This is a genomic window from Flavonifractor sp. An10 (assembly GCF_002161215.1).
Taxonomy (GTDB): Bacteria; Bacillota; Clostridia; order Oscillospirales; family Oscillospiraceae; genus Flavonifractor; species Flavonifractor avistercoris.
This window is the reverse complement of the sequence record NZ_NFMB01000004.1, coordinates 198,535-211,260: the sequence shown is the minus strand read 5'-3', so window position 1 is coordinate 211,260 and position 12,726 is coordinate 198,535. Positions and strand designations below refer to the sequence as shown.

At 64.0% G+C, this 12,726-nt stretch carries 8 protein-coding genes; 4 read left to right on the top strand and 4 right to left on the bottom strand.

Going from position 1 to position 12,726, the window contains the following annotated elements:
• Window positions 1–74 precede the first annotated feature (74 nt).
• From B5E42_RS08525 to B5E42_RS08510, 4 genes are all read right to left on the bottom strand, one after another.
• Window positions 75–2,492, bottom strand: coding sequence for an S-layer homology domain-containing protein (locus B5E42_RS08525; protein ID WP_087238649.1), 2,418 nt, complete (start codon window positions 2,490–2,492; stop codon window positions 75–77).
• Between the two features lie 62 nt (window positions 2,493–2,554).
• The gene (locus B5E42_RS08520; protein ID WP_087238647.1) at window positions 2,555–3,763 is read right to left on the bottom strand and encodes an ABC transporter permease; all 1,209 of its coding nucleotides are present in this window, start codon (window positions 3,761–3,763) and stop codon (window positions 2,555–2,557) included.
• A complete protein-coding gene (locus B5E42_RS08515; protein WP_087238645.1) occupies window positions 3,760–4,455 on the bottom strand; it encodes an ABC transporter ATP-binding protein in 696 nt (231 codons plus the stop codon). The genes B5E42_RS08520 and B5E42_RS08515 overlap by 4 nt, the downstream gene beginning before the upstream one ends.
• A gap of 12 nt (window positions 4,456–4,467) precedes the next feature.
• Window positions 4,468–6,342, bottom strand: a complete 1,875-nt coding sequence (locus B5E42_RS08510) for an HlyD family efflux transporter periplasmic adaptor subunit (RefSeq protein ID WP_087238643.1) — start codon at window positions 6,340–6,342, stop codon at window positions 4,468–4,470.
• A 447-nt stretch (window positions 6,343–6,789) separates the two neighbouring features.
• On the opposite strand from B5E42_RS08510, the gene B5E42_RS08505 reads away from it, so the two are divergent.
• The 4 genes from B5E42_RS08505 (at window position 6,790) to B5E42_RS08490 (ending at window position 12,566) form a co-directional block, all read left to right on the top strand.
• Window positions 6,790–8,949: an S-layer homology domain-containing protein gene (locus B5E42_RS08505; RefSeq protein WP_162613941.1), complete on the top strand. Its 2,160-nt coding sequence runs from the start codon at window positions 6,790–6,792 to the stop codon at window positions 8,947–8,949.
• 27 nt (window positions 8,950–8,976) lie between these two features.
• Window positions 8,977–10,512 carry a hypothetical protein gene (locus B5E42_RS19155; RefSeq protein ID WP_087238639.1) on the top strand — a complete coding sequence of 512 codons (1,536 nt, stop codon included), beginning with the start codon at window positions 8,977–8,979 and terminating at the stop codon, window positions 10,510–10,512.
• Window positions 10,513–10,660: 148 nt separating this feature from the next.
• Window positions 10,661–12,076: a HAMP domain-containing sensor histidine kinase gene (locus B5E42_RS08495; protein WP_087238636.1), complete on the top strand. Its 1,416-nt coding sequence runs from the start codon at window positions 10,661–10,663 to the stop codon at window positions 12,074–12,076.
• Window positions 12,069–12,566, top strand: coding sequence for a response regulator transcription factor (locus B5E42_RS08490; RefSeq protein WP_087238633.1), 498 nt, complete (start codon window positions 12,069–12,071; stop codon window positions 12,564–12,566). The genes B5E42_RS08495 and B5E42_RS08490 overlap by 8 nt, the downstream gene beginning before the upstream one ends.
• The last annotated feature ends 160 nt before the right edge of the window (window positions 12,567–12,726 follow it).

The window sequence follows — 12,726 nt, the reverse complement described above, 5'->3', positions numbered from 1 at the left end:
GTCCCGCCCACCCAACAGAAGAACGCCGCCCGGAGTGGTACGTTTCCGTACACCCGGGCGGCGTTTTTATGGGTTTACTCCAGGACGATGATGCGGACTTTGCCGCCCTCGCCGGGGGTGCGGTCATAGTAGACCGTCATGTCGTTGGAGAAGGCCAGGGCCCGCTCCAGGTTATCCTTGGCGGAGGCGTCCTTGCTCACGGTGTACCAGCCGCCGGTGGCCTCGCTGTAGATCTGCACCTGGCTGGAGATGGGCAGAACCATCTCGTTGGTGGTCAGCACCATGGTGGAGGTGTCGATCTGGCTGCGGCGGATGCCGTCGGCGGAGGTGAGGGGCACGTAGCCCGCCAGGCGGTGCTTGCCGTTGAGGGTGTCCAGGGAGCCGGCAATGCCGCCGTAGCGGCCGCTCTTGGCGCCCTCCACGGAGCCCACCACGTAGCTGATGCCGCCCTCGCCGGTGGCGCCGTTGGTGACGCGGATCTCGCCGTTCTGGTAGGTCTGAGGCACCTTGCCGGTGTCAGGGTCGGGAACGGCGTTCTCCACGTCCTGAGGCCCGGCGGGACGGTAGTAGATCATGCCGTAGTCATAGCGGTCGCCGGTCACGTCGTCCAGCACCAGCTTATCCACCCGGCCGGCCCAGTCGTAGCCCACGTAGGTGATCTTGTTGGCGGGGACGGTGTCCACGGTGATGTCGCTGCGCTCGATCTCCACCAGCTCGCCGTTGCCCACCTGCTCGAAGAACCGTGCGCCCTCGGACAGGGCCTTGGTACCCACGCGGTTGGTGGTCAGGTTGAGGATGCCGCTGGCGCCCTTGCCGTTGACCCGGCTCAGGGACAGGTAGTCCCTCCGGCCGGAGGACACGGTGACCAGGCAGCCGTTGAGCTTCTCCGAGCCGGTGGTGCTCCCCTTGAGGGTGATCAGGCCGTCCAGCAGGGTGATCTCCGCCGTGCCGTCGGAGCCCTCGCCGCCGGCGGTGACCTTGGCGACGCCCACGGCGTTGGACTTGGCCACGTCGGTGGACACCGCGCCGGCCACCTGTCCGGTGGTGGTGAGCAGCAGGGTCATCCGGTCGCCCACCTTGAACTGGGCCAGGTCGGGGATGGCGCTGGGCAGGACGTTGAGCTCCGCACCCATCACGGTGACGGTGGACGGGGCGTTGGAGTTGGGGTAGGCGTTCTCGTACAGGCCGGTGAGCTTCAGATCGGACACAAAGAGGGTGTTGCTCCCGGCGTCATAGGTGCCCACGTCGTACTGGCGCAGATCGGTCAGGTCGGCGGGGATGCCGTTCTTGAAGATCTGGGGGGTCTTGCCGCCGGACAGGGAGGCGAAGGGGTTGGAGGTGCCGCTGGGCTTGTTCTTGGCCACCAGCACGTTGTCGTCGCTGACCACGGCGCCGCCGGCGGACATGTAGATGTAGTCCAGCTGGCCGGAGCCGTTGAAGCACAGCTTCAGGGGCGTGCCGGAGCGCAGGGATGTCCAGACATGCTCATAGGTGTCGGCGCTCTGGCTGTCGCTCTTGTACACCGGGGTCTGGAGGGTGACGGAGATGGTCTCATCACCCAGGACGGGGATGGCGTTGGCCTCCGGGGTGCCCATCACGGTGACGGAGCGCAGGGTGCTCCCCTCCTCGGGCAGGACGGCCAGCAGCTTTTTCTCCTTGTCCAGCACCAGCTGGCCGCGGGTGCCGTTGAGGGTCTCGTCGAAGGTGGCCCGGTCGGTCTTGTAGGTGCCGGAGGTGGTGAGCACCGAGCCGGTGGTGCCGTCGTCGGCGGTGGCGTTGGTGGACAGGATGATGGCGTTGTTCTCCAGGGAGCCGCCCAGGGTGGTCAGGTAGATCTGGTCGCCGCCCTTGCTCTCGGTGAACAGCAGGTTGTAGAACAGGATGGCCGCCTGGCCCCGGGTGATGTTGTCCCCGCCGGAGATGGTCAGGCCGTCGGCCAGGCCGCTGGACTGGCCCAGGCCCACATAGCCGTCATACCAGTTGGTGCCGGTTGCCACGTCGCCGTCGCTGTAGCCCAGCACCCGCATGAGGATGGTGACGGCCTCCCCGTAGGTGATGGGCCGGTTGGGCTGGAAGGTGCCGTCCCCCACGCCCATGATCAGCCGGGTGCCGGCGGAGGCGTCCTCCCCCGTGCCGCCGCCGATGGTGATGGAGGAGGCCAGGTTCACGTAGCCCCGGGCCCAGTAGGTGGGGCCCACGTCGGTGAAGATGGTGCGGCTGCGCTGGGCGGGCTCCTCGTCGCCGCGGCCCATGATCTCCACGGTCATCTTGCAGAACTCCGCCCGGGACAGGGTGCCGCCGGGTTTGAAGCTGGTGCCGCCGGTGCCGTCCACCACGCCCAGCAGGCGGAGCATCTCCGCGGCGTCGGCGGTGCGGGCGTCGGCAATATCGGTAAAGCCGGAGGTGCCGGCAGCCGAGGCCGGCGGCACCACCAGCAGGCCAACCACCAGCGCCGCCGACAGCAGGCCGGACAGGAATCGTCTGAATCTCATACGCATGTTCTCCTTATATAATATAATGTATCGCAGCCGTCCCCAGGAGGGGCTGCCGCGGACTACTCCGCCCGCAGGGCGTTCACCGGCTGGAGGCCGGAGGCCTTGATGGCGGGGTACAGGCCGAAGCCGATGCCCAGGGCCACCGAGAACACGAACGCGCCCACGGTGATGAGCATGCTGGGATATAGGATCATGTTCAGCAGCAGCTTGCCCACGATCAGCGTCCCCAGGTAGCCGATGAAGATGCCCAGGATGCCGCCGATGCCGCAGAGCATGGACGCCTCGATGAGGAACTGGACGATGATGCTGCGGCGCTCGGCGCCGATGGCCTTGCGGATGCCGATCTCCCGGGTGCGCTCGGTGACGGTGACCAGCATGATGTTCATGATGCCGATGCCGCCCACCAGCAGGGAGATGCCCGCGATGGAGCCCATGATCAGCGACTGCATCAGCAGCATTTCGTTAGAGGACTCGATGGAGGCGTTGTAGTTCTGGACATAGTAGTAGCCGTTCTCCCCGATGAGGCCCTGGAGGAAGCCCTCAATCCACACCTTGGCCTGGGAGGCGGAGGTGGCGTCCACCGCCTTGACCGAGTAGTTCTCGATGGGCTGGTTGTCGTTCATGGTGCGGCTCAGGGTGTAGGGCAGGACGATGATGTTGTCCATTTCCGGCCAGTTGTCCACGTCCTTGCGCTCATACACCCCCACCACGGTGAAGGGGCTTCCGTTGAGGGTGATGGTCTGGCCCACGGGGTTTACGAAGTCAAACAGGTTCTCCGCCACCCGGCCGCCCAGCACGCAGACGTTGTTCTCCTTTTCAATGTCCAGGTGGGACATCTCCCGGCCCGATGCGATGGTGTAGTTGTTGCACAGGCCGTACTGATCGCTGCCCAGGTAGATGGTGGGCGTATTCTCCCAGTCGTCATAGTTCTGGGTGGAGATGGTCTTGCTCCCGAACTTGATGACCACCTCGGAGTAAATCTGGCCGTTGGGGGTGACGCCCTGCACCAGATCGCCCAGGCCCAGGCAGTAGTCGTACAGCTCCTGGGACACGTTTTTGCCGGCGTAGCTGTAGGCGCTCACCTCCAGCTTGTTGGTGCCCTGGCTCTCAATGTACTCCATGGTCTTCTTGTTCTGCCCCTGGAGGGCGGAGACCATGATGACCACCGCGGCCACGCCGATGATGATGCCCAGCATGGTCAGGAAGGAGCGCATCTTCTTGGAGACAATGGACTTGACGGCCATCTTGAAGGCCTGCTTCAAATTCATGCAAAGGCCCCCTCTCTGCCGCCGTCGTAGATGATGGTGCCGTCGGAGATGCGGACAATGCGCTCGGCGGTGGCGGCAATGCCGTTGTCATGGGTGATGAGGATGACGGTGGAGCCGTCGTCGTGGAGCCCGTGGAGGATCTCCAGCACGTGCTTGCCCGTCTTGGAGTCCAGGGCGCCGGTGGGCTCGTCGGCCATGATGATGGGGGGGTGGGTGGCGATGGCCCGGGCGATAGCCACCCGCTGCTGCTGGCCGCCAGACATCTCGGTGGGCTTGTGCCTGGAACGGTCGGCCAGGCCCACCCGCTCCAGGGCCTCCTCCACCAGATCCCCCCGCTTGTAGAAGGGGATGCCCTGGTAGATGAGGGGCAGCTCCACATTCTCCCAGGCGTTGAGGGCGGGGATCAGGTTGAAGCCCTGGAAGATGAAGCCGATCTGCTTGTTCCGGATGTGGGCCAGCTGCCGGTCGGTGAGCTCGGTCACGTCCACCCCGTCCAGGTGGTAGTCCCCGTAGGTGGGGATATCCAGGCAGCCCAGGATGTTCATCAGGGTGGACTTGCCGGAGCCGGACTGGCCGATGATGGCCACGAACTCCCCCCGGTCGATGGTGAGGGTGACCCCGTTGAGGGCCCGCACCTCGCTCTCCTCCCCCTCGTTGTAGATCTTATAGAGGTTCTTTACATCAATGAGCATGGCGGTGTCCTCTTAATAGCCATAGCCCATGACTTCGTCCGGGTTCTGGTAGCCGATGAACACCTCATCGCCCTCATTCAGGCCGCTGACGATCTCCACCTCGGTGGTGCTGGACAGGCCCACTTCCACGGGAACCGTCCAGAAGCCCTCAGGGCAGCCCCAGGTGGGATCCGGCTCCAGAATGGCGTTGTCCGGGGCCTGGTCGGCCTTGACAAAGACCACATAGCCGGTGCTCCCGTCGCCGCCCATGGTGCCGCCGCCCATGGTGCCGCCGCCCATGGTGCCGCCGCCGGAAGAACCGCCGGGCATGGGCACCGCCACGGCCATCAGGGGCTTCGGAGCGGCTCCGCCGGTATAGGACTGGGGCATAACCTCCACCTCGCCGCCGTCCACCATCATGCCGCCATCCACCATGCCATCGTCCGCTATGCCGTCGCCGCCCACGCTCATGTTGGCAAAGCTGACGTATTTCAGGGCCACGGTAGGCACCAGCAGGCAGTCGTTGGACTGGCTGGCCACAAAGGAGTAGTTGGCGTAGGAGTTGCTCATGATCAGCCCGTCGGGGTTCTCCACCTGGGCCACCACGGGGAAGGTGGACATGCCGTTCTCGGCGGTGCCGGTCATGGACACAGAGACCACGGTGCCCATGAGGTAGTTGCCGTTGTAGTCGATGTCCACGGGCATGCCGGTGGATACGTACTGGATGTTCCGCTCGTCCACCTGCATCTCGATGGTCATGACGGAGGTGTCGGCAATGGTGATGCCCTGACCCTGGCCGGAGGTCACCTCCTGGCCGGCCGTCAGGCTGCACTGGATGACGGTGCCGTCGATGGGGGCCACGGCGTTGTAGGCGGCCAGCTCCTCGTTGGCGGTGGTGAGCTTCTCCTGGGCGGCCTTGAGGGCCTCTTCAGCGGCGGCGATCTCCGCGTCGGTATCCTGGGCGCCCAGGCGCACCAGGGTCTGCCCGGCCGCCACATCCGCGTAGTCCAGCAGGTTGACGCTCTCCACCGGGCCGCTGGCCTTGGCCTTGATCTCGGTGGTCTCATAGTACTCCAGCTTGCCGTTCTCGTAGGGGTAGATGGCGGTGCCGTCGGCGGCGGTGATGCCGGCGGAGGCGTCCATCCCCTCGGTGAGGGTGCCCGGGTTGTCCAGGGACAGCACCACCTCAAAGTGGATGGCCCCCTCGGGGGAGACAAAACGCACCTTGTTGATCTGCTCCACGGTGCCGTTCCACTCACCCATGACGGCGGGGATGGAGATCTTGGCGGACTGGCCCACGTGGATCTGATTCTCGTAGGCATAGCTGTAGTAGAGGGACAGCCGCAGCTTGGTGTCGTTGACCAGCTTGGCGATGGTGGTTCCCTCGCTCACCGTGTCCCCCACCTGGATATCGGCCACCTCCCGCAGGTTGCCGGCGTGGGGGGCGGCGATGTTGAGCTCGGCCACCTTCTCGTAGACGGCCTCCAGCTCCTTCTGACAGTTGTCCACGGTCTCCTGGGCATCGGCCACCGCGTCCCGGGCGACGGTGTCGTCCATGCGGTAGAGCTGCTGCCCGGCGGTGACCTGGTCGCCCTCCTGGACAAAGAGCTCCAGAATGGTGCCCGTGCCGGGGGTGATGGTGGCGGAGTCCTTGGCCTTGGTGAGGCCGTAGCCCTCCACCGTGGACTGGATCGAGCCACGGTAGACCGTGGTGGTCATGGGGTCGCCCAGCGCCGTGGTGTCCCGGAATACAAAGTACCACACCAGGACAATCAGCGCGATGGCCACCGCAGCGGCCACAATGATTCCGGCAATGGTCTTGCCGCGTCCTTTGTGCTTTTTCTTGGGCCCCTTGGGGGCGGTCGGCTGCACCGGCGGGGTGAGCACCGGGGTCTGCTGTTCTGTCATAATCCTTCCTCCCTTGGTTGGCACTGCCTGTTCCAGCTTATTGTAGCACAAGCCGCGCCCGTTGGCATTACAAAGCAGTGACAAGTTCTTACGGAAACCTTAATTTTGGCAGATCTATTTTTTTAGACGTACAAACGGCGCAAAAGTTTCCTGTCCGATGCAATTCTAGGCAACGTCTACCAGACGTCTACCAATTCAATCCCGCAATCCATTGGCGCGCAGCGGCTTCCCGCTGCGCGCCCTTTCTTTTGCCGTCTCGTGTCTACCAAATGTCTACCATGGGAACATTTAAGCTGCAAATCAATCTAAAAACACCCGTATACCGCAGGATTTCCTCACTTCTAATCCCGCGCAAGGGTCGACATACGCCGCTAGTGCCCCCGCATCAAGCATAAACAGGTGGATATGGAAACTTTTGCCTTAAATTTTAGAAGGAGGAAATCCAAGATGAGAAACCTCAAACGGACTCTCAGCCTGCTTCTGACGGCCGCCATGCTGATTGGCATGATGGTTGTCGGGGCCAGTGCTGCGAGCTCCAGTGATTTCACCGATTCGGATGAAATCACCAACATCGAGGCGGCCCAGGTCATGACGGCCCTCGGTGTATTCGAGGGCACCGACAGCGGCGCCTTCGATCCCAACGGCACCCTGACCCGTGAGCAGGCCGCGGCGATCATCTGCCGCATGCTCCTGGGCGAGGATGCCGAGGAGCTGACCACCAACTCCGTGGTGTTCAGCGACGTGTCCGCCGACCGCTGGTCTGCCGGCTACATCGGCTACTGCGCCCAGCAGGGCATCCTGGCCGGCACCGGCAACGGCGCCTTCGATCCCGAGGGCGAGCTGACCGGCCTGGCCTTCGCCAAGATGTGCCTGGTGGCCCTGGGCTACAATGCCGACTCCGAGGGCTATGTGGGTACCGACTGGGCCATCAACGTGGCCGCCGACGCCGTAAACGCGGGCATCAGCCCCTCCGGCCTGGTGCTGGCCAACGTGATCTCCCGTGAGGACGCCGCCCAGATGGCCTTCCAGACCCTGGAGGCCGACATGGTGACCTACACCGGCAGCGGCTCCACCTCCGTCACCACTCCCGACGGCAGCTCCGTGGTCATCACCGGCGCCGCCGACACCATCGCCGCCGACCAGGAGGACGACTACCGCGGCTATTCTGACGGCGACGAGGTGCAGCAGTTCTGCGAGTACTACTTCCCCGATCTGACCAAGGACGAGACCGGTTATGACAGCTTCCAGCGCCCCTCCGTGACCTGGCTGGACGGCCGCACCGAGATCGGCACCTTCTCCGAGACCGCCGACGCCACCTTTACCACCACCGCCGAGACCGGCGAGCTCTATGACGCGGTGGGCCGCACGGTCTACAGTGATCTGGACGACGGTTCCGCCGATCTGGATGTATATGTGGACGGCGAGGAAGTGGACTATGCGGATTTCGACCTGGACGACTTCATCGCCCGCAACGGCGACGATACCGCAGGCGTACGGGACGGCGATGGCGATCTGATCAGTGGTCAGCGCACCGGCAACGGCGTGCTCACCGAGGTCTTCGTGGACGACGACAACAATGTGACCATCACCATGATCCACACCTATGTGGCCCAGGTGGAGGGCGACTACGACTCCACCGACGGCGAGCTGGATCTGGACGCCCTGGACGGCACCGCCATGGCCGCCACGGATCTCACCGTCTATGACGAGGACTTCGACAACCTGGACACCTTCTCCGACGGCGACTATGTGCTGCTCACCGTGGCCAACGGCGAGATCCAGACCATCGCCCTGGCCGACACCGTGGACGGCGACGTGACCGCCTACACCGAGGGCTCCAGCGTCACCGTGGACGGCACCCGCTACTACTACAACCGCACCTTTGAGTCCGGCCTGGCCACCGACTCCACCGCCCTGGACTACGATCTGAACGAGGCCTACACCCTGGTGCTGGACGAGTACGGCTACGTGGTGTACTCCGACGCCACCGAGGGCACCAGCGACTACGTGTTCATCTCCCGCGTGGCGGCTACCGGCGGCGTAAGCAGCGACTATGAGGCCCGCGCCTACTTCACCGACGGCACCTACGCCGTCATCGATCTGGATGAGGACAGCGAGGCCACCCATAATGGGGACACCCTGATCGAAATTGCTAAGGACAGCACCAACAGCTACGAGACCATCAACGAGTGGTACGACTACGACGAGCAGAGCGACGGCAGCTATGAGCTGAACGACGTCTCCGACAGCGGCAGTGAGACCCTGACCGGCGCCTCCGGCGGCACCGACATCGCCGTCTCCGGCAGCGCCTATGTCTACTACGGCGACAGCAGCGGCGACCGTATCCGCGCCAACAGCTCCACCGTCTTTGTGATCAACGACGACGGCGACGTGTCCTCCTACACCGGCATCCGCAACGTGCCCGACGTCACCCTGCGCTCCGGCGAGACCGGCGTGGTGGCCTGGGTCATGGACGACGACGGCTACGCCGACGCGGTGTACATCTACTCCGACAACATGTCCGTCTCCGGCGGCAGCGACGACCGGGTCTACATCCTGGACGACAGCGCCAGCCGCAGCGTGGACAGCGAGGGCAACAGCTACTAAGAGTACGACGCCATTGTCAACGGCGAGGTGGGCACCATCCGCGCCTCCGACAACAGCACCTTCACCGACATCGGCCTGTACAACGACATCTCCTATGACAGCGACGAGTACGTCAACGACGCCGAGCTGATCACCGGCGAGGACGGCGACTTCGACTACTACGGCCTGGAGGATGTGGACGTGATCTACTCCAGCGGCGTGCTCTCCTTCGAGAATGACGACGTGGCGGTGGATCTGGCCCTGGCCGACGACTACACCATCTTTGTCAACGACGACGGCGACGCCGAGACCGTCACCGCCAGCAGCCTGGCCCGCGACTATGACACGTCGGATTCCTTCACCGGCACCGTCTACGTCTTCCTGAACGACGACGGCGAGGTGGCCGAGGTCTATGTCTGCTATGACAGCAGCACCTCCTCCGGCGGCTCCACCGGCGGCGGCAGCAGCTCCGACGTGGAGGAAGGCGAGCTGGGCATCACCGCCCTGTCCGTCAAGGGCGTGGCCGTGAGCTTCAGCGGCACCACCGGCACCGTCACTCTGGGTACGTCTGCCATGAATGACGAGTCTCTGTTTGTAATTACCACTAATGTGTCCGCTAATGTCACCATCTCCGGCCCCGATTCTTACAGCAAGAGTATCGAGACCACTGCCGGCAGGGCCGCGGCTCTGGACAGCAACACCGCCACCCTTGGCACCACTGCCGGCACTGCTACCTACACCATCCTGCTGACTGCCGATGACTATTCCAGCCGGGCCTATACCATTGTCGTGACCCGCCAGGCCCTGGTTCAGGTCACTGTTGAGGACAATGGCGCAACCGTGAAGGGCTTTGATCCCAGCTATGCGGTACAGGGTACCGCCGTTGCCTTTACTGTTACCCCCGCGGATGATATGAGCATCCAGTCGGTTGCGTGGAAAAACACATCTGACGAGGGAACCTGCACCGGCGGCGGCACGACCTACACCCTCCCTGCCGCAGCAACCAGCAGTGATGTCACGATCACCGTGACCCAGAGCGCCATCTACTCCGCCATGACTGGCAGCTTCGTCATGAATGGCAACGATGACGTGGATGCTGATGACGTGATTATCGGCATCAGCGAGAACAGCTACTTTGACAACACGGAGGATGTCACCTTTACAGTGCAGATCCCCGATGGCTATCACCTGGGGCGCGTGAATTGGATGCTGGCAAGCGATGTTTCTGCGATTGAACTTACGGCTGACGAGAATGGCGTATACACAATCGACAGCGAAGATTTGGCGGATGTGGACAGCGGCAGCAACAAGCTGATCATCGGTGTACGTCTCGAAGCCAATCCCACCGTCACCTTCAGCAGTGGTGTGACTGCATGGGATGCTGAGACCGGCGCGAGCCTCGGCTCCTCCACCCTCTCCAAAGTGAATGAGGATGGAACCTACTATCTGGAGTTCACCTGCTCGGATGCCAATCTTAGCACCGATGCCGGCAGCCTTTCGAGGCAGGGATCCAACGGCGACTACGTGTACACGTTGACCAACATTCCGGACAGCGGGGCTACAATTTCTTCTTCTGGCACCTGATCCCTCACCCTCCCTTTGCATTTCCCCAACCTGCGGCCCCCGGGGCATCCGCCCCGGGGGCCCGGGCTTTTCCAGGAGTTTGCAAAAAATTTAGAAAATCTCAGCCAAGCGTTTACAATTGCCCGCTATGCTATCGTGGGTGATTGTAATGAAGCGGCGCATCTTTATAACCAATACCATTGTGGTGGTGCTGGCGCTGGTGGCCCTTCTGCTCATCAGCAGCGAGGTGATCCGCCGGGTGAGCGACCACTATACCAGCCAGGCCCCGCCGGAGGAGGATCCCGGCGCCGCCCAGGCGGCGGAGCTGCTGGAGTCCTGGGAGGGCAGCGGCGGCTGGCAGGAGCTGAACCTGCAGCTGGAGGCGCTGGGCTATCAGCTCTACGCGGTTCGGGACGGCGCGGAGGTGTTCTCCTCCCTGAGCCCCCTGCAGAGCGACCTGCTCCGGCACGGCGGGATTCCCGCCTCCTGGCCGGAGGGGGAGGCGGCGGAGCTGTGGAACGGCGCGGCCCTGCTGGTGGGGATCCAGTCCGGCGGCTATACCCTGGTGGCCATGAGCCGCCCGGATCTGCCGGAGTTCTTCGGGCGGCAGCGGCCCCAGACCGAGGCGTCCCTGCTCTCCCTGCTGATCATCGGCGCCGCCGCCATCCTGCTCATTGTGTCCCTCAGCCTGATATCCACCCACTTTCAGGTGAAGCACATCATGCGCCCGGTGAACGCCCTGGCGGACGCCGCCCGGCGGGTGGAGGCGGGGGACTACACCCGGCCGGTGGGCTACGGCGGGCAGGACGAGTTCACCGCCGTGTGCGCCGCCTTTGAGCAGATGCAGCGCCACCTGCTGGAGGAGCGGGAGAAAAACGCCGCCTACGAGCGGGCCCGCACCGACCTGGTGGCGGGCATCTCCCACGATCTGCGCACCCCGCTCACCTCGGTGCAGGGGTACCTCAAGGGCCTGCGGGACGGGGTGGCCAGCACGGAGGAAAAACGGGCGCAGTACGTGGACATCGCCTACCGGAAGGCCTGTGATATGGAGGTGCTGCTCCAGCGGCTGTTCGACTTCTCCCGGATGGAGACGGGCAGCCTGCCCCTGTCCCCCGTGCGGGCGGATCTGGGGGAGTTTGTCCGGAATTATATCCGCGGCACGGAGGGGGAGCTGGCACAGCGGGGCGGCCGGTTTGTCCTCCGGGGCGCGCCCGCCCCCCACCCGGTGCGCATGGACACCGGGCAGATGGGCCGGGTGCTGGCCAATCTGACGGACAACGCCCTGCGCTACGCCGGGGCGGAGCCCCTGGTGCTCACCCTCACCGTCTGGCGGGGGGGAGGCACGGAGCGGCTGCGCTTTGCGGACAACGGCCGGGGCGTGCCGGAGGAGCAGCTGCCCTTCCTGTTTGAGCAGTTCTGGCGGGGGGACGCCTCCCGCAGCGGAAAAAACGGCGAGGGCAGCGGCCTGGGCCTTTACATCGTCAGGCACATCGTGGAGGCCCACGGCGGCACGGTGACGGCCTGGGACGACGGCGGGCTGGTGTTTGAGATCTCTCTGCCCTGTGAGGAGGAGCTGTATGCGTAAGATTCTGATTGTGGAGGACGACAACGACATCGCCATGCTGGAGCGGGACTATCTGGAGATCGCCGGCTTTTCCACCGGACTGGCCGCCGATGGGGATGCGGCGGCGGCCGCCGCCCTGTCCGGCGAGTACGATCTGATCCTGCTGGACGTGATGCTGCCCGGGCGGGACGGCTACGACATCTGCCGCCAGCTGCGGGACAAGATCGACGTGCCCATCCTCCCCCGGAGCTGGAAGGTGTACAAGGGAGAGCGGGAGCTGCGCCTGCCCAACCGGGAGTTTGAGCTGCTGAAATTCCTGGCGGAGAACCCCAACATCGTCTTCTCCAAGGAGCAGCTGTTCGAGGCCATCTGGGGCTATGACTACCTGGGGGACAGCGCCACCGTCACCGTCCACATCGGCCGCATCCGGGACAAGATCGAGGATGATCCCTCCAACCCGAGGATTATCGAGACGGTATGGGGGGCGGGCTACCGCCTCAACCGTCCCTGAGCGTGTCGAAAAAGCGGCAAAGCCGCTTTTTCGAGAAAGATCACATGGCGGAAGGGGTTCGTTTTCTTGCGAAAAAGTCACCCCTTCCGCCATGAAAAGTGTCATTTCCAAGGCGCATGTCCCCGGAAATGACGGATTTTGATTTTATTCCTGCGGCTGC